The sequence below is a fragment of the Prochlorococcus sp. MIT 0604 genome, from assembly GCF_000757845.1.
Taxonomy (GTDB): Bacteria; Cyanobacteriota; Cyanobacteriia; order PCC-6307; family Cyanobiaceae; genus Prochlorococcus_A.
This window is the reverse complement of sequence record NZ_CP007753.1, coordinates 561,187-586,740: the sequence shown is the minus strand read 5'-3', so window position 1 is coordinate 586,740 and position 25,554 is coordinate 561,187. Positions and strand designations below refer to the sequence as shown.

23 protein-coding genes are annotated in these 25,554 nt (G+C 32.3%); 12 read left to right on the top strand and 11 right to left on the bottom strand.

Annotated elements, in window-relative coordinates:
- The first annotated feature begins 119 nt into the window (after positions 1-119).
- Genes aroA through glmU form a run of 3 tightly spaced genes read left to right on the top strand, consistent with a single transcriptional unit; the run spans position 120 to position 3,729 of the window.
- Positions 120-1,436 carry a 3-phosphoshikimate 1-carboxyvinyltransferase gene (gene aroA, locus EW14_RS03210; RefSeq protein WP_197049617.1) on the top strand — a complete coding sequence of 439 codons (1,317 nt, stop codon included), beginning with the start codon at positions 120-122 and terminating at the stop codon, positions 1,434-1,436.
- A gap of 12 nt (positions 1,437-1,448) precedes the next feature.
- Complete coding sequence (locus EW14_RS03205; RefSeq protein WP_042850060.1) at positions 1,449-2,354, top strand: tRNA (5-methylaminomethyl-2-thiouridine)(34)-methyltransferase MnmD; 906 nt, start codon at positions 1,449-1,451, stop codon at positions 2,352-2,354.
- Positions 2,355-2,379: 25 nt separating this feature from the next.
- Positions 2,380-3,729, top strand: a complete 1,350-nt coding sequence (glmU, locus tag EW14_RS03200) for a bifunctional UDP-N-acetylglucosamine diphosphorylase/glucosamine-1-phosphate N-acetyltransferase GlmU (RefSeq protein WP_042850059.1) — start codon at positions 2,380-2,382, stop codon at positions 3,727-3,729.
- 1 nt (position 3,730) lies between these two features.
- Here the strand turns inward: glmU and murF are convergent, their stop codons facing one another.
- Genes murF through menD form a run of 4 tightly spaced genes read right to left on the bottom strand, consistent with a single transcriptional unit; the run spans position 3,731 to position 9,260 of the window.
- Complete coding sequence (gene murF, locus EW14_RS03195) at positions 3,731-5,104, bottom strand: UDP-N-acetylmuramoyl-tripeptide--D-alanyl-D-alanine ligase (protein WP_042850057.1); 1,374 nt, start codon at positions 5,102-5,104, stop codon at positions 3,731-3,733.
- A 12-nt stretch (positions 5,105-5,116) separates the two neighbouring features.
- Positions 5,117-6,568, bottom strand: a complete 1,452-nt coding sequence (gene glgA, locus EW14_RS03190; protein ID WP_042850056.1) for a glycogen synthase GlgA — start codon at positions 6,566-6,568, stop codon at positions 5,117-5,119.
- Positions 6,569-6,603: 35 nt separating this feature from the next.
- Positions 6,604-7,461 (bottom strand): 1,4-dihydroxy-2-naphthoyl-CoA synthase, encoded by an 858-nt coding sequence (gene menB / locus EW14_RS03185; protein ID WP_042850055.1) that lies wholly within the window; start codon positions 7,459-7,461, stop codon positions 6,604-6,606.
- A 35-nt stretch (positions 7,462-7,496) separates the two neighbouring features.
- Positions 7,497-9,260, bottom strand: a complete 1,764-nt coding sequence (gene menD / locus EW14_RS03180; RefSeq protein WP_042850054.1) for a 2-succinyl-5-enolpyruvyl-6-hydroxy-3-cyclohexene-1-carboxylic-acid synthase — start codon at positions 9,258-9,260, stop codon at positions 7,497-7,499.
- A 50-nt stretch (positions 9,261-9,310) separates the two neighbouring features.
- Between menD and lepB the strand changes: the two genes are divergently transcribed.
- Positions 9,311-9,895, top strand: coding sequence for a signal peptidase I (gene lepB / locus EW14_RS03175; protein ID WP_042850053.1), 585 nt, complete (start codon positions 9,311-9,313; stop codon positions 9,893-9,895).
- A 45-nt stretch (positions 9,896-9,940) separates the two neighbouring features.
- On the top strand, positions 9,941-10,276 hold the full coding sequence (locus tag EW14_RS03170; protein ID WP_012007422.1) for a DUF760 domain-containing protein: 336 nt from the start codon (positions 9,941-9,943) through the stop codon (positions 10,274-10,276).
- Between the two features lie 6 nt (positions 10,277-10,282).
- Here the strand turns inward: EW14_RS03170 and EW14_RS03165 are convergent, their stop codons facing one another.
- The 5 genes from EW14_RS03165 to EW14_RS03145 are packed head-to-tail and all read right to left on the bottom strand — an operon-like array spanning position 10,283 to position 15,359.
- The gene (locus EW14_RS03165; RefSeq protein ID WP_042850052.1) at positions 10,283-11,455 is read right to left on the bottom strand and encodes a DUF4336 domain-containing protein; all 1,173 of its coding nucleotides are present in this window, start codon (positions 11,453-11,455) and stop codon (positions 10,283-10,285) included.
- Positions 11,452-12,324 (bottom strand): metal ABC transporter permease, encoded by an 873-nt coding sequence (locus tag EW14_RS03160; RefSeq protein WP_042850051.1) that lies wholly within the window; start codon positions 12,322-12,324, stop codon positions 11,452-11,454. Before EW14_RS03160 ends, EW14_RS03165 begins: the two co-directional genes overlap by 4 nt.
- Before the next feature lie 12 nt (positions 12,325-12,336).
- Positions 12,337-13,101 (bottom strand): metal ABC transporter ATP-binding protein, encoded by a 765-nt coding sequence (locus tag EW14_RS03155; protein ID WP_042850049.1) that lies wholly within the window; start codon positions 13,099-13,101, stop codon positions 12,337-12,339.
- Positions 13,102-13,104: 3 nt separating this feature from the next.
- On the bottom strand, positions 13,105-14,004 hold the full coding sequence (locus EW14_RS03150; protein WP_042850048.1) for a metal ABC transporter substrate-binding protein: 900 nt from the start codon (positions 14,002-14,004) through the stop codon (positions 13,105-13,107).
- Between the two features lie 20 nt (positions 14,005-14,024).
- On the bottom strand, positions 14,025-15,359 hold the full coding sequence (locus EW14_RS03145) for a YcjF family protein (RefSeq protein WP_042850047.1): 1,335 nt from the start codon (positions 15,357-15,359) through the stop codon (positions 14,025-14,027).
- A 165-nt stretch (positions 15,360-15,524) separates the two neighbouring features.
- Here EW14_RS03145 and EW14_RS03140 point away from each other — a divergent pair, with 165 nt between their 5' ends.
- The 7 genes from EW14_RS03140 (at position 15,525) to EW14_RS03110 (ending at position 24,597) form a co-directional block, all read left to right on the top strand.
- Entirely contained in the window at positions 15,525-15,947 is a 423-nt protein-coding gene (locus tag EW14_RS03140) for a hypothetical protein (RefSeq protein WP_042850046.1), read from the top strand.
- Positions 15,937-16,953, top strand: a complete 1,017-nt coding sequence (gene trpS / locus EW14_RS03135) for a tryptophan--tRNA ligase (protein WP_042850045.1) — start codon at positions 15,937-15,939, stop codon at positions 16,951-16,953. Before EW14_RS03140 ends, trpS begins: the two co-directional genes overlap by 11 nt.
- 3 nt (positions 16,954-16,956) lie before the next feature.
- Positions 16,957-18,873 carry a threonine--tRNA ligase gene (gene thrS, locus EW14_RS03130; protein ID WP_042850044.1) on the top strand — a complete coding sequence of 639 codons (1,917 nt, stop codon included), beginning with the start codon at positions 16,957-16,959 and terminating at the stop codon, positions 18,871-18,873.
- Between the two features lie 10 nt (positions 18,874-18,883).
- The gene (locus tag EW14_RS03125; protein WP_042850043.1) at positions 18,884-19,918 is read left to right on the top strand and encodes a glucokinase; all 1,035 of its coding nucleotides are present in this window, start codon (positions 18,884-18,886) and stop codon (positions 19,916-19,918) included.
- Positions 19,919-19,927: 9 nt separating this feature from the next.
- A complete protein-coding gene (gene thrB, locus EW14_RS03120; protein WP_042850042.1) occupies positions 19,928-20,875 on the top strand; it encodes a homoserine kinase in 948 nt (315 codons plus the stop codon).
- A 79-nt stretch (positions 20,876-20,954) separates the two neighbouring features.
- Positions 20,955-22,496, top strand: a complete 1,542-nt coding sequence (locus tag EW14_RS03115; RefSeq protein WP_042850041.1) for an NAD(P)H-quinone oxidoreductase subunit 4 — start codon at positions 20,955-20,957, stop codon at positions 22,494-22,496.
- Positions 22,497-22,509: 13 nt separating this feature from the next.
- Positions 22,510-24,597, top strand: a complete 2,088-nt coding sequence (locus EW14_RS03110; protein WP_042850040.1) for a M3 family metallopeptidase — start codon at positions 22,510-22,512, stop codon at positions 24,595-24,597.
- On the opposite strand, the gene EW14_RS03105 is transcribed toward EW14_RS03110, so the two are convergent.
- Both EW14_RS03105 and folB read right to left on the bottom strand, forming a co-directional pair.
- A complete protein-coding gene (locus EW14_RS03105) occupies positions 24,590-25,183 on the bottom strand; it encodes a triacylglycerol lipase (RefSeq protein ID WP_042851299.1) in 594 nt (197 codons plus the stop codon). The genes EW14_RS03110 and EW14_RS03105 overlap by 8 nt on opposite strands.
- 4 nt (positions 25,184-25,187) lie before the next feature.
- The gene (gene folB / locus EW14_RS03100; protein WP_042850039.1) at positions 25,188-25,550 is read right to left on the bottom strand and encodes a dihydroneopterin aldolase; all 363 of its coding nucleotides are present in this window, start codon (positions 25,548-25,550) and stop codon (positions 25,188-25,190) included.
- Positions 25,551-25,554 lie beyond the last annotated feature (4 nt).

The following is a 25,554-nucleotide window of genomic DNA, read 5'->3' as shown; positions in this document are numbered from 1 at the left end:
CTTTTTCTGAATTTATTATAGAAAACAGTTACTTAATTTGATTATTTTTTTTTTAAAAACAAACTTATTGATAATATAAAACTAATTTGTTTTTACAGAAAACTTATCAAGTAATTAATTTGAAAATGAATAATATCCGCAAAATAAAAGGTGGAGTTAATTTAAAAGGAAAAGTAAAAGTACCTGGAGATAAATCTATTTCTCATAGAGCCCTAATAATAGGAAGTATTGCTAAGGGTGAAACGACTATTGAGGGGTTCTTACATTCTGAAGATCCACTTTCAACTGCTGATTGTCTGAGAAAGTTAGGTGTAAACATACCAGAAATAAAAAAAAATGAGCCTTTTACGATTTCAGGACTGGGTCTTGATGGATTAAAAGAGCCAAAAGAAATTCTCAATTGTGGAAATTCAGGAACCACTATGAGGTTATTAATGGGTTTATTAGCCGCACAAGAAGATAAGAACTTCATCTTAACCGGGGACGATTCTCTTAACGAAAGGCCAATGGGGAGAGTTGGCAAACCGTTATCTTTGATGGGCGGCAAAATTTATGGAAGGGAAGGCGGTAACAAAGCTCCAATCTCAATTGATGGAAAAAAACTAAAGGGATGTGTTATTGGAACTCCAGTGGCAAGTGCTCAGGTGAAATCGGCAATATTATTGGCAGGCCTCAATGCTTCTGGAACTACTTCTGTAATTGAACCAGCATCTTCAAGAGATCATACTGAAAGAATGCTAAAAGCATTTGGAGCAGACATCAGTATCAGAGGAGAATTAGGAAGGAATGTAGTTATCAAGTCAGGGAGCAACTTAATTGGTCAGAGGATATTGATTCCTGGAGACATTAGCTCTGCTTCTTTTTGGATGATTGCTGCATCTATTGTTCCAAATTCAGAGGTTTTAATTCAGAATGTCGGATTAAATCCCACCAGAACAGGAATTTTAAATGTAATGGACTCAATGGGGTGCAATTATGAGATTTTAGATAAATCGACTATTGCAGGTGAACCTATTGGATCTATTAAAGTAAAGACTTCAAATAACTTAAGATCATTCACTATTGAAGGAGATATTCTCCCAAAACTTATTGATGAAATTCCTATCCTTACTGTGGCTGCCTGTTTTTGTAATGGAGTTTCTGAAATTAAGGATGCACAAGAATTAAGAGTTAAGGAGACAGATCGATTAGAAGTCATGGCACGGCAGTTACAAAAATTCGGCGCTGAAATAACAGAAAAAGAGGATGGGTTAATTATCAATGGGCAATCAAAATTTCATTCTGCGGAGGTAGATAGTGAGACAGATCATCGAGTAGCAATGAGTCTTGCTATTGCTTCACTTCTTGCTGATGGTACCTCAAAAATCAATAGATCTGATGCTGCTAGCGTCTCGTATCCTACTTTTTGGGAAGAGCTAGCTAAACTAACTAACTAGCCTAAAAAGTTTTTGTCTAAATTAATAGAAGTTTTAACTAAAGATGGTAGTTACTCTTTAAGAAGTGTTTTATTTCAAGAGAACTTCCATAGTTTATTGGGCGCATTGGAGGAAACAAAGTCAAAGTTTACTGCTACTTCTGATTTGCAAAGATTTAAGGGCAAATCTCTTAATGTTTTGGATATATGTTTTGGTTTAGGATACAATTCCGCCTCTTTATTAGATGAATTAATTAAACAAAAATCATATTTAAATTTGTATGCATTGGAGATTGATAAAAAGCCTCTTGAATATTCGCTTAGAAATGAATCTTTCCTGAAATTATGGGATCCAAAAGTCAAAAAAATATTTGAATCACTTTATCGAAAAGATTACTTTGAGAATCAATTTTTTAAATGCAGTATTTTGTGGGGTGATGCCAGAGAAAAAATCAACATTATTCCTACCTCTATTAAATTCGATCTGATTTATTTAGATGGGTTTTCTCCTCAAAAATGCCCACAAGTATGGACAATTGAATTTTTATCCAAAGTCACAGAAAATCTTAATCCTCAGGGATATTTAATAACTTATTCTTCATCAGCGGCAGTAAGAAAAACCTTAAGAAACCTTGGACTAGAAATTTTTACTATTAAGCCAAGTCTTAAAAATAGACCTTTTTGGAGTCAGGGGACTGTCGCAATATCAAAATTTGATAAGAATAAATTTAAACCTAATTTCAATTTTAAAAAGTTATCTTTAATGGAAGAAGAACATCTTTTAACTAAAGCTAGTATTCCATATAGAGATCAAGATTTGAACTCAAGTAAAGAAGATATAATCAGGAGAAGATTAGATGAGCAATTATTATCAAATCTATTATCAACAAGTAAATGGAGAGAGAAGTGGGGAATGACGAAGTTATCCTTTAAGAGTTAGATTTAAATTAGGATTTCAAATAAACATGTTAAGTGTTGCTATATTAGCTGCAGGCAAGGGTACTAGGATGGAAAGCTCAGTGCCAAAAGTTTTACATAAAATTTCTGGCAAAAGTCTTTTAGAAAGAGTAATTGATTCATGTGTAGAACTAAAACCTGAAAAAATTTTCGTAATTACTGGACACAAATCAAAAGAAGTACAAAAGTCAATCCCAAAAAATAAAAAAATTCATGTTGTTGTTCAAGAACCTCAATCAGGAACCGGTCATGCTATCAAGGTGCTTTGCAAAGAAGTAAAAAAACATGAAGGAAAACTTTTGGTACTCAATGGCGATGTGCCACTTATAAGGCCTTGTACTCTAAAAAGACTTTTGTATTTACACGATTCAAAAAATGCTGATGTTTCTTTAATTACCACAAAGAAAACAAATCCTCATGGATATGGAAGAGTTTTTTTGAAGGGGGATTTTATAGAGAGAATTGTTGAAGAAAAAGATTGCAATGATCTAGAGAGAGAAAATCCATTAATAAATACAGGTGTTTACTGTTTTAATTGGGATAACTTGTCAGGAATAATTAATACCTTGCAAAGCAATAATAATCAAAAAGAGATTTACTTAACAGATACAATATCTTTGCTAAAAAATTCCTTAAGTCTCGAGGTAGAGGATAATGGAGAGCTTCAAGGAATTAATAATAGAATTCAACTATCAGAGTGCGAAGAATTTATTCAGAATTCAATTAAAGAAAAACATATGCTTAATGGTGTAACTTTTATACATAAAGCAAGTTGTTCAATAAGTGAAGAAGCTGAAATTGGTAAGGATGTAATCATAGAGGCTAATACACATATAAGAGGAAATACGAAAATAAATAGTAATTGCATTATCGGTCCAAATACTTTTATTGAGAATTCTAATGTGGGATTAAATTGTGAAATTTCAAACTCTACTGTTTATGCTTCTCAGATAATTGATTATATAAAAATTGGCCCTTATAGTCATATAAGACCTAATTCCAAAATATCTTCCCGTAGCAAAATAGGTAATTTTGTTGAGATCAAAAATAGTCAATTAGAGGAAGAATCTAAAGTAAACCATTTAAGTTATATTGGGGATACTATTGTTGGAAGATCTACAAATATTGGAGCAGGAACTATTACTGCAAATTTTGATGGTCAGAAAAAACATCAAACAAAAATTGGCAAAAATTCTAGTATTGGTGCAAATACAGTTTTTGTAGCGCCAATAAATCTCGGGGACTCAGTTACTACAGGAGCTGGTTCAGTTATCACAAAAGACTCCAAAGATAATTCACTAGCAATCTCAAGAACTAAGCAAGTAAATATAGAAAATTGGGACAAAAAGAAATCCTGATCTAATTAATTAATTCAATAATTTTTTCAAGTTGCCAACATCTGCTACCTTTTATAAGAATAGAATCACCTTTTTTTGTAAATTTGTTTATCTCTTTAGGTACATCTTTAATATTGTTTAAAACTAAAAATTTTTTCTTATCTTTTAGATAATTGCTATAAATTGTTTCATTTTTTTTATTGCAAATAAATAAGCACTTTTCTATCTCTGAATTATTTATTAAGTTGAATATTTCTTTATGATATTTTTCAGATTCTTCTCCCAATTCTTGCATACTTCCAAATATGAAAAATTTGTTTCTCGGTTTTTCAAGCAGGGTTTTAATGCATGCTTTTACTGACTCTGGCGAAGCATTATATGATTCATCATATATTGTTGTTTTTACTGATTTAAGAATCTTATTCCTTCCACCTAAACATACAAAATCAAATTTATTAAAACTTGCAAAATCAATGCCTAGCTCTTTAGCAACTGCATAAGCAAATAAGAAATTCGAAGCATTGTGAAATCCCTCAAATGAAATTTCAAAGGCATTTTCTTCAATTAAAATTCTTTTATTCGAAGGATTATAAAATCCTTGCAAATCATCATGTTTCTTAAAACTCTCCTTTTGATTTTCTATATTTAATAGCTGTACTTTTATCACTCTACCTTTCCAAAATTCTTTTAAAGTTTTTTCTAGGAATGGATCATTTGCTGGAATTATTACAACTCCTTCTGGATTTAAGAACTTACTAATTTCACATTTTGCGTGTGTAATATTTTTTTTCGAGCCTAACAATCCAATATGAGCTGTGCCAATATTAGTAATAACTGCAATATCGGGTTCGCTATATTTAGATAAATTCTCGATCTGTCCAATACCTCTCATCCCCATCTCAAGAACTAAAACTTTATCTTCTTTATCTGTAGCAAGAATAGTAAGACCAACTCCAATCTCATTATTGAAATTTGCATGAGATAATTTAACTCTTCCAAGTTTATATAAAACTCCACCAATCATTTCTTTTGTCGTTGTTTTACCCACTGAGCCAGTTATTGCAACAACTGGAATATTTAATTTTTTTCTTTTTAGCAAAGCTAATTTTTGAAAGGCCTCTAATGTATCATTTACAACCCAATAAGGAAAATTACTAGGAAGTAATCTCTGCATCCCTTTTTTAATTACTACTGATTTAACTCCTTTATTTAAAACCTCTGGAAGAAAACTATGTCCGTCAAAATTTTTACCCTTGATAGCTATAAAAAGATCATTTTTTAATAAAGTTCTACTATCAATACTTATATTTTTAAAATTTAAAGAATCTCTTTTCCCGTCGCTCAAATTTCTAATATCCCCCAAAACATCGTTTAATTCTGATAAAGAGAATTCCATTAAAAAATTAAGTCATGCTTTTTTTAAAGATGGATCAGCAGATTGTCCATAAGAGAACTTTTCAACTTCAGCTAAATCTGGTGATGGTTCTTTTATTCCACAAACATCTTTGTACATAATTTCGTATTCTAGTGCAGATCTTTGCCAACTAAACTCTTGGCTCATTGCTCTTTTTTGCAATAATTCCCAGCTATCTTTATGCCTAAAAGCTTCCCAAGACCTTACTAATGATGTATAGAAATCTATAGGTTCAAAGCGATCAAAGCAAAAACCAGTTCCACTATTATTTTCTGGATCATGAGGTAAAACTGTGTCAACTAAACCTCCGACTCGCCTTACTATTGGAATTGAACCATATCTCATAGCAAGTAGTTGACTAATACCACAAGGTTCGAATCTACTTGGCATTAAAAATGCATCAGAGCCACCATATATAAGTCTTGATAAAGAATCATCATAGGTAAGAAATACAGAAAATCTTCTTGGGTAATCTAATGCAAGTTGCCATAATCCTGACTCTAAATATCTATCTCCAGTTCCTAAAACAACTATTTGCGAATCTGTATATGCTAAAAGTCTTCTTGAAACTTGTAGAAGTAAGTCAACCCCTTTCTGATCCACTAACCTACTGACCATACCTAAAAGATATTTTTTAGGATTAACTTCAAGACCCATTTCTCTCTGCAGAATTTTTTTATTTTCTAGCCTGTTTTCTAAATTCTTAATACTAAATTTTGCAGGTAATACTGGATCTTTGGATGGATTCCATTCATCAAGATCTATGCCATTAAGAATTCCCCTTAATTTACCTGAAATGTAGTTAAGTAATCCTTCAAGGCTTTCCCCATATTCATGAGTTTTAATTTCATCTGCATAAGTAGGAGAAACGGCATTGACCCTATCTGCGTACAACATTGCCGCAGCCATTGTGTGGTCTCCATGCATATACCAAGGACACCAAGTCATTTTTTCAAGTTTCCATCTCCAAGGGCCTTGGTATTTTAGATTATGAATTGTGAATACAGTACTAATTTCGGGGTCCTGATGCATCCACACAGGAATCATTCCAGTGTGCCAATCATGGCAATGGAGAACTTGAGGTTTCCAACAATTCCAGGAAAATTCTGCAGTGGCACTAGCAAAAAATGTAAAGCGCCAGTCCTCATTTTCGCCTCCATATATTTGGTCAGAATCAAATGTTGGATGACCCACTAGGTAAATCACATAATTATGAATGGGATGTTTTGCTTCATATACGGCGAAATCAGTGCCCATAGTGTTTGCTCTAAAGACTGGCTCATTAGATACCTCTAAAAGACTCCACAATTTTCCATATCCTGGAATTATTACCCTTACATCGTGACCAAGTTTTATCAAAGATGGAGGTAACGAACCAACCACATCTCCCATACCTCCAACTTTGATCATTGGAGCACATTCAGCAGCGGCAAGAAGAATTCTCATTAATAATTATTTAAAAAGTTCTTTTGAAAAATAAACTAGGGTGTCCACTTATAGTCAGAAAAGTCTGGTGGACGCTTTTCAAGAAAGGCATCTCTACCTTCTTGAGCTTCCTCAGTCGCATAGAATAATTGAGTAGTGTATCCAGACAATTCTTGAATACCCGCAATCCCGTCATTCTCCGCATTGAATGAAGCTTTAAGAATACGAATAGCAGTTGGACTATTTCGTAAAATCTCTCTTGCCCAGATTACACCCTCAGCTTCTAATTCTTCAATCTTTGTAATTGCATTTATCAAGCCCATCTTAAGAGCTTCCTTGGAATTATATTTTCTACATAAAAACCAAATCTCTTTTGCTTTTCTTTGACCAACAAGTCTTGCTAAATAACTAGATCCAAAACCTGCATCAAAACTACCAACTCTTGGACCTGTTTGACCAAATATTGCATTTTCGGAAGCGATACTAAGATCACAAATTAAATGAAGTACCTGGCCTCCTCCAATTGCAAAACCAGGAACTAAGGCAATAACCACTTTAGGTAAACTTCTTATTAATCTTTGAAGTTCAAGTACATTCAATCTCTGCTTCCCTTCATCATTTTTATATCCATTTTCACCTCTTACACTCTGATCACCTCCAGAGCAAAAAGAATAAATACCTTTCTTGTCAGGTCCCGCCCCTGTAAAGAGAACTACGCCAATAGTTTCATCACTTTTTACAATATTAAACGCGTTAATGAGTTCTTCTACAGTTTGTGGCCTAAATGCATTTCTTTTGTCAGGCCGATTAATTGCAATTCTCGCAATTCCCTCATCTGATTTGTGAAACAATATATCCTCATAAGATTTGCATTCTGACCAATTTAAAGTTGTTTTACCGGGTAATACTTGCATGAAACCTAATTATTCAAAAATAGAAAATGATAAATTTAAATGCCAATTATTTGTTCTAGCAGGGCATTTTTTTCACAAATTTCACTTTCTGGATCAATATCAACTTTAATTATTACAGATTTCTGTATAGAAATGCTCCATTCGAATGCCTCTCGTAATTTTTTAAAATTTGTCACACTCTTAAAGTTTACTTGATAGGCCTCTGCGAGTTTTGGCCAGTTTATTTCTTTTGGCATAAGAAAAAGTTTTTTTAATTCATTTTCTTTTAAATTTTTTTTATAAATACGATTAAATATATTTCCGCCATTATTATTTATCAAAAGAATTGTTAAATTCATGTCGATTGAATTTTCAATAAGCCAACCGTTTATATCATGAATAAAAGCCAAATCTCCAGTCACAAGAAGTAGAGGATTTTTAATTCTGGAAATACCTAATGCAAGAGATAAAGTACCGTCTATTCCGGAAGCTCCTCTAAAGCTGAAACAATTTCTTGTTAAAGTACCATTCTCAGAAAATGTAAGCCAATCTCTGATCGGGCTACTCGCTGAGAGCATTATAGGCTTTTCAGCTGGCCAAAGTTTTGGAACAATGTTTGCAAGCATATACTCAGTAATTTGATTATCTTGAGTAATTTTCTCTTTTAATATTTCTTTAATCTGCTCGCCTTCCTCTATTAAATCTAGAGCCATCGGAGTAAGAGACTTTTTGTTTTTTTCATTAATTGATAATTCTTCTAACAATAGATTAGTAAAATTTGATAGCCCAAAATCATATTCAAATGATTTTTTTATAGGGTCCAATTTTCTATAGTTTTTTTCTTTTATAAGAATTTGTATCCCTTCGAAGGTTGTTAAAAACTTTTCCAAATCAATTGAGGATGACATAGGGCCAAGCCTCAAAAGTTGATGACAATTTACTGAATTTTTATTTTTTCTTAAGACTAATTCCCAATTAACAACTAATCCTCTCAAATCAGAATAAACGCCTGAAACAGGATCAGCAAATACTGGCCAACCAGTAATTTCTTGTAATTGCTCTAAAGATTTATTGAAAGAAGTTAAATCATTTATGGAACCTTGATAGGGACCTACCAAAATTATGCCAGATTCATCTAAATTAAAACTTTTTAAAATTTCTAAAAATTTGGTTTTATCAGACCTTACTTCAACTTCCTGAAAGACATATTTTTTCTTCAAATAAATTCTCTCAAAAACTTCTAAAACATTTTTTTTATTTAAAAAAGAAATATCTAAAGGCTTTTCAATAGGAATGTTTAAATGAATAGGACCAGGAAAGGTGGATATTTGTTTTTCAGTGATTTGAACTAAATTTAATATTTCATTTTCTTGTGTTTCATGGAGTCCATTTAGATTAGTACTTAAAACTCTTCTGCAGACTGAGCTCAAAAAATCTTCTTGATTTACTGTCTGATTAGCCCCACAATCTTTTAATCTTAGGGGTCGATCGGCAGTAAGAAATATAATACCTTTACAAGATCGATCTGCCTCAACTGCTGCTGGCAATAAATTACTTACTGCTGTTCCAGAAGTGGTAATAACTAAAGAAGGATTACCTGATGCAGCAGAAATCCCAAGAGAATGGAATGCTGCAGATCTCTCATCTATTGAATTAAAAATATTTACCAGTCCTAATTTATTTAATTCTCCAGCAGCTATTGCTAAAGGTGCTGATCTACTACCAGGACATAGTATTAAGTTTTGAACTCCTATTTTTATAAGAAGATTCAAAAGTTGTAAACTTCTAAGAAAATTTTTGCATTCAATAGATGATGTCATAATTTATATAAATGCTTTGGGATTTACCTTATAACTGAATTAAATAAAACATGTCTACAACTCAAGAAAAAAGAAATTCAATACTAAAGGATTTAAAAAATCTTTTAATCTGGATATCTATTGCTTTAATTATACGATGGCAGGTTATAGAGCCAAGATGGATCCCATCCGGTTCAATGCTTCCAACTCTTCAAATACAAGATAAAATTCTTGTTGAGAAAGTAACCCCAAAATTCACATCAAAATCAAATCTTTCAAAATTAAAAAATAAAATAGTTGTTTTTAATGTTCCTGAACAATTAATTAATGCTGGTTATGAAGCAGATACTGCACTAATAAAAAGAGTAATTGGAATACCTGGAGACAAGGTAGAAGTAAAAGACGGTAACCTTTACTTAAATGATATTGCTCAAAAAAATTACGTTTTTGACAAAAACATTAATTATTCTATAGGTCCTTTTATTGTCCCAGAAGAGTCATTATGGGTGATGGGAGATAATAGAAATAATAGTATGGACTCACATATTTGGGGATTTTTACCCTATGAAAAGGTTATTGGTAAAGCTATCTTTAGATATTGGCCGTTTAATAAAATTGGACCTATTCGGTTCCCTGCCCTTAATAATTTAGATTAATGGGTACGTGATGTTGTAGGGTTTTTATATCTTGAAGTTGTAGAAATGTTTAATCCAGAATTTCTTGCTACTGAAAATAATGATCCAAATGATGAGAATGACTTAATCCAATATTTACAAAAACAATCTCCAGAAGTTTTGCAAAGAGTCGCAAAATCAGCTAGTGAAGATATTCAAGAAATTATCAGACATAATGTTCAAGGTCTTCTTGGAATGCTTCCTTCAGATCAATTTGATGTAAAGATAACATCTTCAAAAGACAACATTGCAAATTTATTATCTTCCGCAATGATGACAGGATATTTCTTAAGACAAATGGAACAAAGAAAAGAACTGGAACAAACTCTTAAAAATGATGAAAACATGTCTATTGAAGAATAATATCGCTTAAAGATTAACTTCTTCAGGAATTATTTTTAGTTCATACAACTTTTTATATAAACCCATTAAAAATTTATTATCCTCAGGTAGTTTGTTCCACTCTGGGGAATTAATTTCATTAATTAGTTTTTGACAATCTTCTATTTTAAATTTAATAGGTGCCGTAAAATGAGCTGGAATTAAATATTCCATATCTTCTAGAGACTTTATATTTTCTAACCACTTAACTAACACTTCTTTTGATCGCGGAAAAATTAATTTTTGTAAAACTGGTGCAATTTGAATCTTAGGAATATCTTCACCCATTATTTCAGCCAGAGAGGATTCCCAATCTTCGTCCCATAAAAAGGGATAAATACCGAAATGGGATCTCCAATTTCTAAGATCTTTTTTGAATGAATACTTAAATATTTCTTTTAAAGTTGGAATATTTAATTTACCTGGTTTCAAAAAAGATGAAAATAAAACTAACCTTCTCCATCCTTTTTTTCTTTGTGCGATGGAGTCAATCAAAGGTTCATCTCCTCTCTCTCTTGAATGAAAAAGAAGTGGAGTTGGATCAAAATTAAATATCTCAGGTGGTTTGGAGTCTATTCCAACTATTGCGTCAGTTACATGAAGAGTTTTCGTAGAATAATGGTAACAGCTTATCTCCTGATATCTTCCAAGTCCTAAATTCAATGGACCTAATGAAAACCACTTGAAGGAGTTTGTATGTGGAGTACCTTCCTCAAACAGTATTTTTGATCTTTTTGATGGAATTCCTAAAAAATCTAGTGGTAGATTTATGGGAAAACTCCATTGTCCAGGACAAAGCCAAATTTCAGCATTTTTAAAAATTCTTGAAAGAGCTGGCAGGCCAATTTTATGTTCTAGTCCAGAGGCACTAGGTAGAATTATTGTTTTTACGTTGCCATGTATCGTAATTAATTTTTCTAACTCATTTATTAATTCTTTTGTTGGTGGCAATGGATTTATTAGCATCAATCCATTATCAACCTTTATTACCGTCATTCTTATTGGAACCGCAACATAATATAGTCCCTGTATTTGTTCCAAAGACCATATTTGATCAGGAATTAATTCTCTTAAGATTGTTTTCTTTTTTCCATAAGGATATAAGGGGAATAATGGCCACCAATTCCACTTTTTATTTAAAGTTTCTTTCACCACTATCATTTATAACCAGCAAATAATTTCTGTAACTTAAATATTCCATATCTTGGAGCGAATAAAAAAGCAAATAAAAATATAAAAGTTTGTGCTAAGACAATTGATCCACCTGTTTCAAGATCAAACCAAAAACTAACATAGATTCCTATCAGGCTTGAGATAATTGCACTTAATACTGAAATTACTGTCATATTATCAAACTTATCCGTAAGTAAATATGCTGTAGCACCTGGAGTAATCAACATTGCAACTACCAAAATAATTCCAACAGACTGTAAGCCTACAACAGCTGCCAAAGACAAGCATGTGAGGAGTAAATAATGAAGAAAAAATACGTTAATCCCAACTGTTTTTGCATGCCTAGGATCAAAACAATAAAGCATTAAATCTTTCCTAAAAATTGATAAAAGGATTACTACCAATAAAGAAATGAATATAGTTTGTTTTACATCTGAAAGTGATATTCCTAATGGACTACCAAAAAGAATAGAGTGCAGATCAATATTACTTTTAATCTTAGAAACCAATACGATTCCAAGAGCGAAAAATCCAGTAAATACCAACCCAATAACAGTATCTTCCTTAACTCTAGATTTCTGTTTAATAAACCCTATCAATGCTACAGAACCAACTCCGAAAATAAATGCCCCTAATGAGAAAGGAAGACCTAATGCATAAGCAACCACAACACCAGGCATTACCGAATGTGACACTGCATCTCCCATTAAAGCCCATCCTTTAAGAGTCAAATAACTTGATAGAAATCCACAAACAGCTGCAACTAAAGAACTCATAAGAAGTGCTTTTCTCATAAAGCCATGAGTTAAAGGATCTGTTATGAATGAATCTAAAGTTAAAAAAGAACAGAGCTCCATATAATTTAGAATTTAGGATTCAGGTCCAAACAAAAAATCAGGTGAGATTCCTCCAAAAGTGGTAGTAATATTTTCAGGGGTAAACACTTCAGAGGTCTCGCCATAAGCTACAACAGTTTTATTTATTAAAAGAACTAAATCACAAAACTCACGGACATGAATCATATCATGCGTTGATAATAATATAGTTTTTCCTTCATTTTTAAATTGAATAAATAATTCCGAGATAAGTTTTTCAGTTCTTATATCAACACCTGAAAAAGGCTCATCGAGAAGAAATATTGACGCTCTTTGCGCAATTGCTCTAGCTAAAAAAGTTCGTTTTCTCTGACCTCCAGATAAGTTTCCAATAGGTGTAGATAAATGATCTGTAAGATCCACTCTCTCAATAGCATCTTTAACCGCTTGAACATCAGACTCTCTTGGACACCTAAAAATATTCATCGAACCATATCTTCCCATCATCACTACATCCCAAACACTTATGGGGAATTGACTATCAATTCCTTCATTCTGAGGAACATAAGCTATTGTCTGATCTTTTTGAGCAGATCTTACAGACTCTCCATTTATTCTAATTTTTCCCTTTGAAATATTTACAAATCCAGTTAAAGCATTAAAAAAAGTTGTTTTACCAGCCCCGTTCATCCCTACTAACCCACAAATCTGACCAGGTTTCAATCTTAAATTGGCATCATACAAAGCCACCTTCCCGTTGTAATCTACGCAAATATTCTCTGCATCAATTCTAAAGTTTTGATAATTAATTGATTCCATAATTCAAAAAAGCCCTTTTTTAATTAAATCCAAATTATGCTCAAGCATTTTTATGTAGGAACTAGCAGGTCCACTTTCATCAGATAATGAATCAACAAAAAGATCTCCACCAAAATTAGCACCAGTTTCGTTTGCAACGACCATTTGAGATTCGTTACTTACAGTACTTTCGCAAAATACAGATGGGACATTTTTTTCTTTAACTAGTGAGATGGTTCTTGTCATTCTTTTGGGAGTAATTTGACTCTCAGCATTAACTGGCCACAAATAAACTTCCTCTAATCCATAATCATTTGTTAAATATGAAAAAGCACCTTCACAACTTACTAGATACCTCCTGTCTTTATTTAAGTTATTAATAAAAAGTGAGAATTCTTTATCTAATTTAGATAGTTTATCTTTATAAATTTTTCCATTATCTTCAAATAATTTTCTTTTGGATGGCCTCAATTCTGATAAAGAATCCACAATAATATCTACGTATAGGATCCCTCTTTTTGGAGAAATCCAGGCATGAGGATTGGGTTTCCCTTTATAGAAATCTTCACTGATAAAAATAGGATCTAAATCTTCCGCGACAGTAATTCTTTTAACTTTTAAATTAGAAACAAATTTTTCAGCCCATAATTCAAATCCAAATCCATTATCAATAAAAACAAAAGCACTAGAGGCATTTACCAAATCGCTTGGAGTTGGTTGGTAGCCATGAACTTCAACTCCAGGTTTCGTTATTGATCTAACAATAAAATCATCTTTAGCGACATTGCTAATTATATCCGCCAAAACAGTGAAACTTGCCAGTATTACTTCTTTAGTTTCATTTTTATTTGATATTCTCTTACATGAGCCTGAAGCAATAGAAAGCAGAAGTATCAAACTTAAAAAAAGAATATTTTTTTTCATATTTAACATTCATCCCAAGATTATGAATTAAAAGATAGTTTCATAAGTGGTTTTCTAAGATCAGAAATAAATCCTTGCCAATTTATTTTTTCTTTTTCAAAAGCTTCTTCAACAATTTTCTCAGAATTTTTCTTTATAAAATCCAAATCAGGTTCTTCTACTCCTTTTGTTATTGCCATAAAATCAGCCAAAGAACTTGATACTACTCTTGTTAAATAAGCAGCACTGACAGCCTGAAATGTTCCAGAGACAAGCCAATTTGGGCCATGCAATTTTGTTATGCCAATTAGAGTCTGTCCACTCCATTCAATAACTCCCTGAGCAATTGCAGTCTTTAAAATCTCTTTGGATACTTTATCTAAAATTTCAGGAGACCAATTACATCCCCATATAGACTTAATTTCTTTAATCATTAAAGAATTTAATACTGTCATTGCCATAACATCAATTGATGGAATAGGAGATAAGAAAACAGTTGTTGCGACAAGAATTTGATTTTTTCTTTGTATACCTTTTAACTGCATTCTTCTTATACCTTCAATTTCAGATTGCCAGGCAGCATGAAGTTCTTTCAAGAGCCTTTTTTTTGTATTTTCAATATTTTTAGATGAACTCATGAAAAACTTCCTTAAAGAAAAAGGTATATTTGTTATTTCACTCTTATTCACATCAAAAGTAATAATTTTGTTTATAAAGTTGCTTGAAATTTGACACTTTAGGTCTTCTATCTGATTTTTGGCTTCTATTTGGTTGGAAGTTAAAGCCACTAACCAGATTGGCATATTTTCAGGAAACTTTTCCAGCCACAAGAAATCATTTGCCGTCAAAGGCAAGTTTATAAAATACAAGATTGCATCACTCTTCAAAGCTTCTTCTGGAATAACTTGAGAAGAATTGTATTTAGGCAGTTTTTCGTATAAATCAAAGTCAAACTTATCTGCTTTGAAATTACTTTTCAAAACAGTTTGAAAACTTTGATAATCTTTTTGTCCAATGCAACTTATTTTTTCTTTTTCACATCTATTTATAATAGATTCAAGTTTTTTTTGTCTTTTTGAATTCTGTTTTTCTAATTCATTTGTTGCTTCAAGTTCTTCAAAAAAATTTAAATCTTCATTACATAGATTTATCCAACCATCTAAATTATTTGGCTCATTAAATTTAGGCTTATCATTCTTCAAGTAAAAATATCCCCCCAAACACAACGCAAAAAATCCTATTGAGCCTCCTGCAAAATGAATTAAGTCACTGACAAACCATTCCCCAAAACCTAACAATAATAAAATAATAAAAAGATTTTTTTTTGGAAACTTTATGAAATCCTTTAAAAGGTTGTCTTTACTAATATCAAACACAATACTTTATTTTTCTAATTTTATTTTAATGCAAGTTGTGAATGAGAAAAGCATAATTTCATAAGTCGTTAATCAAAAGATAAAAATTTAAGCCTTTTAAAAAGACTTATTGCATAACAAGATGCTAAGTTAATAGACTATTTAAATAACTTAAGAAACATTAAGATGTCTAATTCAAATTTCAGCAATAATCCTGTACAAGAAAATTACAGAGGTCGTTCTAACGATGAAAGATCTAATTTCAGAGATAGATCGGGCGGCAGAAGAGATGGAGGAGGATTCCGCATAAGATTGAGTGATAACGAAATGAAAGCTGTTAAATCAATACAAGAAACCTTTCAATTAAGATCTACCGTTGCAGTTCTGGGTTTCTCTGTTAGAACACTTAGCGAAATGATTAAAGATGAAAAATTGATTGAATCAATCAAAGAATATGCAAAAAACAATAAAAACTCTTCTCCGAGTAGACAATCACAAAATTCTTATGAAGAAAAGACCAAAACAGCACCTGACCCTTTTGCAAGACCTGTAAAAAGTACATCAACTGAAGAGATCCAATCTAGCGAAGTAGAAGAGGATGGCAAATAAAAAAAGAATTCTTTCGGGAGTTCAACCAACTGGAGATTTACATATTGGGAATTGGCTTGGGGCCATAAATAATTGGGTTACGCTTCAAGAGCAATATGAAACATTTCTATGTGTAGTTGATTTGCATGCAATCACAGCCTCATATGATCCCAAAGAATTATCTCAAAACACTATCTCTACAGCGGCTTTGTACGTCGCTTGTGGGATAGATCCCAATATATGCTCAATTTTTGTCCAAAGTCAGATTTCAGCGCATTCAGAACTTTGTTGGATATTAAATTGCATGACACCAATAAATTGGATGGAAAGAATGATTCAATTTAAAGAAAAATCCATACAACAAGGTAATAATGTATCTATTGGATTATTTGACTATCCAATACTTATGGCTGCAGACATCCTTCTTTATGATGCTGACTTCGTACCAGTAGGTGAGGATCAAAAACAACATCTTGAACTTGCGAGAGATATTGCACAACAGAGAATTAATGCCAGATTTAGTAAGGATAAAAATATTTTAAAGATCCCTCAACCAATCATCATGAAGAATGGTTCAAAAATAATGAGTTTAATTGATGGTTCAAAAAAGATGAGCAAAAGTGATCCTAATGAGGGCAGTCGTATTAACTTATTAGATCCTCCTGAAATAATCACAAAAAAAATTAAAAGAGCAAAAAGTGACAGTTCTATTGGAATTGAATTTAACAACCCTGAGAGACCAGAATCTAAAAATCTTTTGATGATTTATTCAATATTATCTGGCAAAGAAATTTCTCAATGTGAAAATGAATTCTTAGAGACTGGATGGGGGACATTTAAAAAATTAATTACCGAACAACTTATTGAATCACTAGAACCTATTCAGAAAAAATATAAATTATTAATTAATGATCCCTATCAACTAAATAAAATCCTTAATGAAGGGAAGGAAAAAGCTGAAGATTTAGCTAATCAGACTTTAAAAAGAGTTAAATCAAAATTGGGATTTTTTGAAATGGAGAAATAAATTATGCCAATAATTACCTTGCCTGATGGTTCAACAAAGGTTTTCGAAAAATCTGTAACTATTCTAGAAATTGCCCAGAGTATAAGCGCTGGATTAGCTAAAGCAACAATTGCTGGGAAAGTAAATGATGTTCTACTTGATGCAACAATTCCTATAAATAAAAATTCCAAAGTTGTAATCATCACATCAAAAGATAAAGAAGGAATTGAAATAATAAGACATTCTTTCGCTCACCTTATTGGTCATGCAGTTAAACAAATTTACTCTGATATTAAAATGGCGATTGGGCCTGTAATTGAAGATGGTTTTTATTACGATATTTTCTCTGAATACAGATTTACTCCTGAAGATTTAATAAAAATCGAAAATAGAATTAATAAACTAATAAAAACAGACTACGACGTTGAAATTTTACAAGTTTCTAAAGAAGAGGCAATTAAAACTTTTAAAGAAAGAGATGAGACTTTTAAATTAAGAATAATTGAAGAAATTCCTGCAGAAGGTCTCATCAATTTATACAAGCACGAAGAATACATCGACATGTGTAGAGGGCCTCATGTTCCTAACACTAGACATTTGAGACACTTTAAATTACTTAAATTATCAGGTTCATATTGGAGAGGGAATAGTGAGAATGAATCATTACAGAGAATATATGGAACTGCATGGGCAAAAGAAAAAGAACTCAAGGATTATTTAACAAGAATTGAAGAAGCGGAAAAAAGAGATCATAGAAAACTTGGTAAAAAACATTCACTATTTCATATACAAGAAGAATCTCCAGGAATGATTTTTTGGCATCCAAATGGATGGACAATCTACCAAGTACTGGAAAAGTACATAAGAGAAATACTCAAAAAAAATGATTATTTAGAAATCAAAACCCCACAAGCTGTTGATAAATCTCTTTGGGAAAAATCCGGCCATTGGGAGAAATTTAGAGACGATATGTTCACTACTGCATCAGAAAATCGAACATATGCGATTAAACCAATGAATTGTCCATGCCATATTCAAGTATTTAATCAAGGTTTAAAAAGTTATAAAGATTTACCTATTCGTCTTGCTGAATTTGGCTCTTGTCACAGAAATGAGCCCTCTGGTGCACTTCACGGCTTAATGAGAGTAAGAAACTTTACTCAAGATGATGCACACATATTCTGCACAGAAGAGCAAATTCAAGAAGAGGTATCAACTTTTATAGATCTTGTTTTCGAGGTTTATAAAACTTTTGGTTTTGATGAAATCATTATAAAATTATCAACACGTCCTGAAAAAAGGGTAGGTAGTGAAGAGATTTGGGATAAATCAGAAGAGGCTCTTACCAAAGCTCTTGATAATAAGAATCTAAAATGGGAACTGCAGCCTGGAGAAGGTGCTTTTTATGGTCCAAAAATAGAATTCTCATTAAAGGATTGTCTTAATAGAGTCTGGCAGTGCGGAACAATTCAGGTTGATTTCTCAATGCCTATTAGATTAGATGCAACTTATGTAGATATTGATAATGAAAAAAGAAATCCAGTTATGCTTCACAGAGCAATTTTAGGATCATTTGAGAGATTTATCGGAATCCTAATTGAACAATATGAGGCAAAATTCCCGATTTGGCTTGCACCTTATCAAATAATTTTATTAAGCATTACTGATAGAAATATTGAAAAATGTTTAAATTTTAATGAATTAATAAATAATAATGGTTACCGATCAAAAGTTGATGTTAGGAATGAAAAAATAGGATATAAAATAAGAGAAGCAACTCTCGGGAGAGTTCCTTTAATTGCAGTTGTTGGAGATAAAGAAGAGGAAATTGATTCAGTCGCTTTAAGAGCTTTAGATGGAACAAATTTAGGAATTTTAAACCTACCTAATCTATACAAATTAATGGATGAATTAATAGAAAAAAAAGGGAGAACAGAATAATTTCGAATAGATGAATTTTCTTGCTTGTGATTTAGGAGGTACCAAAGTTCTATTGGGAATTTACGAAAGAGTAATAAATGATGATTCGCCTAAACTGTTATTCAAAAAGAAATATGTATCTTCTGATTGGGATTCTTTTGAACTAATTCTAGAAGATTTTCTTAAAAATGAATGCAAAAATATTACCCACCCTTCTTCTGCATGTTTCGCTGTGGCTGGTCCTTTATCTAACAACAACGCAAAAATTATGAACTTATCATGGAATATTTCAGGAAATAAATTAAAAAATAAATTTAAATTTGAAAAATGCGAGCTAATTAATGATTTTGCAGTTCAAATGTATGGAATACCTTTTTTAAAAAAAAATCAATATTCAACTATCCAAAATCGATCTCATTCTAAAGGCACTAACAATGATTTGCATGCCATAGTTGGAGCCGGTACTGGTTTAGGCATTGCAAGAGGTCTAATATCAGGAAATAAGGTAAAAGTTCTAGCCAGCGAAGGAGGACACGTTGAATACTCTCCAAAGTCAAAATTAGAATGGGAATTAAAAATTTGGCTTAAGAATTATCTAAAAGTTGAAAGGATATCCTGTGAAAGAATTATTAGCGGCACTGGTTTATCAAGAATTGCCGAATGGAGACTAAGCAAACCTGATGCCCAAAACCATCCTTTAAAAAAATATTTAAATAAAATTAAAATTTTAGATGCTGCCAGAAAAGAACTACCTGAAAAAATTTGTAATCTTTCTAAAGAAGGGGATCAAATAATGATTGAAGTTGAGAGTATTTGGTTAGGCGCTTATGCCTCTTTATTGGGAGATGTTGCTCTTCAAGAGTTATGCTTTGGCGGGTTATGGATTTCTGGAGGAACCGCATCAAAGCATTTCAAAAACTTTAAATCAGATTTATTTTTAAAACAATTTTTCGACAAGGGAAGATTAAAAGATATTCTTAAAACAATACCTATGAAAGTAATTTTAGATGAAGAGTTTGGACTTTTTAGTGCAGCCTGCAGAGCAAAAATGCTTTTAAAAACTTAAAAACAAAAAATGTCTATTCCTGAAGTAGGTAAAAAAATAAGGGTAACAGTACCTTCCACAACTGCCAATTTAGGCCCTGGATTCGATTGTCTTGGAGCAGCATTAGATTTATATAATGAGTTTATTTTTACAAGAATTGAAGGTGGTGGAGATAGATTTGACTTAATAATGGAAAGTACAGATGGTAATCATTTAAGAGGGGGGCCTGAAAACTTAGTTTTTAGAGCAGCTCAGAAAGTATGGCAGAGCGCAAATATGGATCCTTTTGCACTTGAAGCAAGAGTTAAGTTGGCAGTGCCGCCTGCACGCGGGCTGGGAAGTAGTGCTACAGCAATAGTTGCTGGGCTTATCGGAGCAAATGCAATAATGAATTCTCCATTGTCCAAAGAAAAACTCCTTGAACTTGCCATTGATATAGAAGGTCATCCTGATAATGTAGTTCCCTCTCTGCTGGGTGGACTTTGTTTGACAGCCAGGTCTTCTTCTCAGAGATGGAGAATCATTAGATGTGATTGGCACGATTCAATTAAAGCTGTTGTAGCAATACCTGCAATTCGTCTAAGCACAAGTGAAGCAAGAAAGGTTATGCCCAAGAATGTACCTATATCTGATGCAGTGACAAATATGGGGGCACTTACCTTGTTACTAAACGGCTTAAAAGCAGGAAATGCGGAACTTATAAAAGAGGGAATGTTTGATAAGCTACATGAACCCTACAGATGGAAACTAATTAAGGGTGGATTAGAAGTTAAAGATGCAGCACTAAATGCAGGTGCTCTAGGATGCGCAATTAGTGGGGCTGGGCCAAGTATCTTAGCTTTATGTAAAAAAGAAAATGGTAAAAACGTCAGTCAAGCCATGGTGAAAGCATGGGAGAAGTCAGGTGTAGCTAGCAGAGCGCCCTTCTTAAACGTTCAAACAACCGGTAGCCAATCTAGCACTATCTCTAGTGAGTAGTTTTACTTAGGCATTTTTAATGTTATAGTCTCAAGCTAGTACAACTTCAACTAGAATAAAAAAATTATTCATTCAATAAATGAATTTAGAATCTTTTCCTTGGTTATCATCTGTTGTTTTATTGCCTTTAATTGGGGCATTAATAATGCCTTTCTTAAGTTCGAAAGAAGGAGAAGATAATACACTACCTAGAAATATTTCATTAAGTTTTTTATTTATAGATTTTTTATTAATAATCGGCGTTCTCTTTCAAAAATTCAATACTTCAGATAGCTCTTTGCAACTGGTTGAAAGAGCCTCATGGTTACCCTCAATTGGCTTAGAGTGGTCTCTGGGCGTAGATGGGTTATCTGCTCCTTTAGTAGCTTTGAGTGGGTTAATTACATTTTTATCAGCTGCGGCAAGTTGGAAAATTAAGAAAAAATCTAATCTATATTTTGCCCTTTTATTAGTACAAGCATCAGCACAAGCACTAGTTTTCCTTTCTCAAGATTTCCTATTATTTTTCTTGGCATGGGAACTTGAATTGGTTCCGGTATATCTTCTTATTGCTATTTGGGGAGGGAAAAAGAAATTATATGCGGCAACAAAATTTATTCTTTATACAGCTTTAGCTTCTTTATTAATACTCATAAGTGGTTTAGCACTTGCTTTGAGTGGTGATACTTTTACTTTAAATATTACTAATTTAACCAATAAACATGCAACAGGCAGCCTAGCGTTATTATCTTATTTAGGATTTTTAATTGGTTTTGGAGTAAAACTTCCTATCTTTCCATTACATACTTGGTTGCCCGATGCACATGGAGAGGCGAATGCACCAGTTTCAATGTTACTCGCTGGAATTCTATTAAAAATGGGAGGATACGCTCTCTTAAGATTTAATGTTCAAATACTACCTGAAGTACATCTTCAAATTGCACCTGCGCTAATTATTCTTGGAATCATTAATATAATTTATGGAGCTCTTAATGCATTCGCTCAAGATAATGTTAAAAGGAGAATTGCATGTAGCTCTGTGAGTCATATGGGTTTTGTTCTATTAGGGATTGGAGCAGTAGATGCTTTAGGTATAAGCGGAGCAATGCTCCAAATGATAAGTCACGGACTTATCGCTGCAGCTATGTTTTTTGTTACGGGCTCATTCTATGAAAGAACAAATACTCTTTCGATACCAAATATGGGAGGTTTGGCAAAGGTCTTGCCAATAACTTTCGCTTTTTTCTTGGCAAGTTCTTTAGCCTCTCTTGCACTACCTGGGATGAGCGGATTTATAAGTGAAATCACTGTATTTTTAGGGATTACTAGTCAAGAAGGGTTCAGCTCTATCTTTAGATCGATCACTATTCTTATTGCAGCTATAGGTTTAGTACTAACGCCAATATATCTACTATCAATGTGTAGAAGAGTTTTCTTTGGCCCTAGAATTCCTGCACTAGCTACAGTTAAAGAAATGAATGGTCGAGAATTGACTATTGGCTTCAGCTTATTGTTGCCTACTTTAGTGATAGGTTTTTGGCCGAAAATTGCGATAAATTTATACGAATCTTCAACGAACGCTCTCAGTCAGCAGCTGACTCTAGCTAAATTAGTTGGGTTGATACCTCCTTTAGTTATTTAGATTACTTTAATAAATGGATACCTCAATTTTTAAATATGGAGAATTACCAGAATTTAAAAAATTTACTCCCGAAAGCATAAATAAAGAATTCCCAGTAGTTCTAGAAAAGATAGCTAAAGATTTTAAAAACATAGAGAAAAATTTATCTAACTATTTGATTCGCAATGATTTAAATTGGGATAATTTAATAAATCCCTTAAATGAAGTCAATGAAGTTCTTAGATGGAGTTGGGGAGTAATAAGTCACCTAAATGCAGTAAATAATTCTGAAAGTCTAAGAGACATTTATTCAAAATTTCTTCCAGAGATTATTAGCTTGAGTAATAAATTCGGACAAAGTAAAATAATATACAATTCTTTAGTCAAGCTTAAAGAGACAAATAACTTTGATCAAATCAAAAACAGAATTTTGGATAAAGAAATCCTTGAGATGCAACATAGAGGAATTTCACTACAAAAGAATGATCAATTGGAATTCAACAACATTTCAGAAAAGCTTGGAAAGCTATCAACAGACTTCAGCAATAATGTTCTTGATGCAACAAATAAATGGTTTCTAATTTTAAATAAAAAATCTGAAGTCGATGGCCTTCCTGAACGCGTACTTGAATTAATGGCAATTTCTGCGCAAAACCATTTAAAAAAAGATGAAAAAGTCGATATCAAAAATGGTCCTTGGAAATTAAGTCTAGATATTCCAACCTATACTTCATTTATGACATATGCCACCGACCGTAACCTTAGAGAGAAACTATATAAGGCATTCGTTGGTAGGGCATCTCAAGGAGAAAAAAATAATTCTCAAATCATTGAAGAGATATTATCTCTTAGAACTAAACAAGCTAATCTTCTCGGTTATAAAAGTTGGGCAGAACTAAGTTTGTCAACGAAAATGGCGAAAGAAATTAAAAATGTTGAAAACCTTTTAGAAGAATTAAGAGAACCAGCATTCAAAACCGCAAAAATTGAATTAGAAACTCTCGATAAGTTTTCTAAAGCTAATGGATTTCCAAAATCACAGATTATCGAGCCATGGGATATTAGTTATTGGTCCGAACTTCTTAGAAAAGAAAAGCTCAATTTGGATCAAGAGTCTTTGAGACCTTGGTTCCCACTAAATGATGTTTTAAAAGGTTTATTTAAATTAAGTGAAAAGCTCTTTGAAATTAAAGTAGTCGAGGCAACTGATGAGGCACCTTTGTGGAATGATGACGTTTTATTTTTTAATATCCTCAATAAAGAAAATGACAAAATAGCATCATTTTACCTAGATCCATATTCGAGGCCTGAATCAAAGAGGGGAGGAGCTTGGATGGATGAATGTTTGAATAAAAATAATGTTGGCGAAAAGACCCTCCCGGTAGCTTATCTCGTATGTAATCAGACTCCACCATCAAAAGATAAACCTAGTTTGATGAGTTTTGAAGAAGTTCAGACACTTTTCCATGAATTTGGTCATGGTCTTCAACACATGCTTACTACTGTAAATCTTCCTCAAGCAGCTGGCATCAACAACGTTGAGTGGGATGCAGTCGAACTTCCAAGTCAATTTATGGAAAACTGGTGTTTTCATAAAAATACTCTTATGAATATTGCTAAGCACTACAAAACAGGAGAAAAGTTATCCGATGAGAATTTTGAGAAGCTCCTAAAGAATAGAACTTTTAATTGTGGTATGGCTACTCTTAGACAACTACATTTTGCAATTACTGACCTCAGATTACACAGTAGTATTGATAAAAACAAAGGTAAAACAGCAGATGAAATAAGAAGAGAAATTGCAAAACAAACTACTGTTATTGAACCAATTCAAGAAGATCACTTTCTCTGTTGTTTTAGTCATATATTTGCAGGCGGATATTCTGCAGGATATTACTCATATAAATGGGCTGAAGTTCTAAGTGCTGATGCGTTTTCAATGTTTGAAGAAGCTGATCTAGAAAACCCTGAAGATTTAAGGTTAATAGGAAAGAAATTTAAAGATACAATACTCAGCTTAGGAGGAAGCTTACCTCCATTAGATATATTTAAACTATTCAGGGGAAGAGAGCCACAAACTGATTCCTTAATAAGGCACTTAGGTCTATCTGGAGCTACTTAATAATTTCATCGATTATTTTGTCAACCACAGATTTATTTCTTACAAGGTTTCTATGTTTATATACTTTTACTGATATTTTTTTCCCAAAATTTAAATTTGTCCACCAGCCAGGGAAAACCATCATATCCCAATAAGTAAAGAAATTTATACACTCAATTTCATCAAGAAAAAAATCATTATTTGCTAGTTCTCTTAAAAACTTACTATTTATTTTCATTTCTGATATTCCTCTAAAGGGGTATTTAGGTATTAATTGAGCCATCAAAGTTCCTTTGTGAGGGGAACCTATAGATATTAATCTTCTTGTTCTTTTATGCCCATTAAATTTTTGAAGCCAGTATCTACCAATTATTCCTCCCATAGAAAATCCTAAAATATCTATTTCTTTTTCTAAACCATATTTCTCTAAAATTAATTCGTTTAATTTATTAGTCAAATCCAGAATTGAAGTCATTCCATATGAATGTTTAAGAGTTGGGGCAAAATATTCAATGCCAATATCATCAAGTTTTGAGGTAATAGAAGAAAAAATACTTGAAGTATTCCAAAGACCATGAATCAATATAATAGGATTTCTTTTTTCCAATACTTTAATTATTTTCAAGAATTCTTACTATTGACACCTTCCCATCGAAACCTGTGATTGGAGGATTACATTTTGTCAAGATAATTTTAACTTTAGAAAGCTTAAATCCCTGATTAATGATTTCTAAAATTTCGTTTGAATATTTTTCAATTGTGTAACAATATATTTTCTTTGATTGGTCTTTTAAAATTTGAACTAATTTTGAATAGTCAATTGTTTTTTCTATATCATCATTTATTGTACATTTTTCAAAATCAGTCCACAAAAATATATCTAAAATAAATAGTTGTCCCAATTCCCTTTCTTCATCAAGAACACCAACCCTAGCCCAAAGTTTAATATTCTCAATTTTTAAAAAAGTTTCCATCTTT

What these genes read in the sequence shown, in the direction of transcription:
- EW14_RS03140 (WP_042850046.1), top strand. Translation starts at nt 15,525, where the DNA reads ATGTCTAATTCAAATTTCAGCAATAATCCTGTACAAGAAAATTACAGA.
- glgA (WP_042850056.1), bottom strand. Translation starts at nt 6,568, where the DNA reads ATGAGAATTCTTCTTGCCGCTGCTGAATGTGCTCCAATGATCAAAGTT.
- EW14_RS03150 (WP_042850048.1), bottom strand. Translation starts at nt 14,004, where the DNA reads ATGAAAAAAAATATTCTTTTTTTAAGTTTGATACTTCTGCTTTCTATT.
- EW14_RS03160 (WP_042850051.1), bottom strand. Translation starts at nt 12,324, where the DNA reads ATGGAGCTCTGTTCTTTTTTAACTTTAGATTCATTCATAACAGATCCT.
- EW14_RS03110 (WP_042850040.1), top strand. Translation starts at nt 22,510, where the DNA reads ATGGATACCTCAATTTTTAAATATGGAGAATTACCAGAATTTAAAAAA.
- menB (WP_042850055.1), bottom strand. Translation starts at nt 7,461, where the DNA reads ATGCAAGTATTACCCGGTAAAACAACTTTAAATTGGTCAGAATGCAAA.
- trpS (WP_042850045.1), top strand. Translation starts at nt 15,937, where the DNA reads ATGGCAAATAAAAAAAGAATTCTTTCGGGAGTTCAACCAACTGGAGAT.
- EW14_RS03155 (WP_042850049.1), bottom strand. Translation starts at nt 13,101, where the DNA reads ATGGAATCAATTAATTATCAAAACTTTAGAATTGATGCAGAGAATATT.
- thrB (WP_042850042.1), top strand. Translation starts at nt 19,928, where the DNA reads ATGTCTATTCCTGAAGTAGGTAAAAAAATAAGGGTAACAGTACCTTCC.
- folB (WP_042850039.1), bottom strand. Translation starts at nt 25,550, where the DNA reads ATGGAAACTTTTTTAAAAATTGAGAATATTAAACTTTGGGCTAGGGTT.
- EW14_RS03170 (WP_012007422.1), top strand. Translation starts at nt 9,941, where the DNA reads ATGTTTAATCCAGAATTTCTTGCTACTGAAAATAATGATCCAAATGAT.
- lepB (WP_042850053.1), top strand. Translation starts at nt 9,311, where the DNA reads ATGTCTACAACTCAAGAAAAAAGAAATTCAATACTAAAGGATTTAAAA.
- EW14_RS03115 (WP_042850041.1), top strand. Translation starts at nt 20,955, where the DNA reads ATGAATTTAGAATCTTTTCCTTGGTTATCATCTGTTGTTTTATTGCCT.
- EW14_RS03165 (WP_042850052.1), bottom strand. Translation starts at nt 11,455, where the DNA reads ATGATAGTGGTGAAAGAAACTTTAAATAAAAAGTGGAATTGGTGGCCA.
- glmU (WP_042850059.1), top strand. Translation starts at nt 2,380, where the DNA reads ATGTTAAGTGTTGCTATATTAGCTGCAGGCAAGGGTACTAGGATGGAA.
- thrS (WP_042850044.1), top strand. Translation starts at nt 16,957, where the DNA reads ATGCCAATAATTACCTTGCCTGATGGTTCAACAAAGGTTTTCGAAAAA.
- EW14_RS03125 (WP_042850043.1), top strand. Translation starts at nt 18,884, where the DNA reads ATGAATTTTCTTGCTTGTGATTTAGGAGGTACCAAAGTTCTATTGGGA.
- murF (WP_042850057.1), bottom strand. Translation starts at nt 5,104, where the DNA reads ATGGAATTCTCTTTATCAGAATTAAACGATGTTTTGGGGGATATTAGA.
- menD (WP_042850054.1), bottom strand. Translation starts at nt 9,260, where the DNA reads ATGACATCATCTATTGAATGCAAAAATTTTCTTAGAAGTTTACAACTT.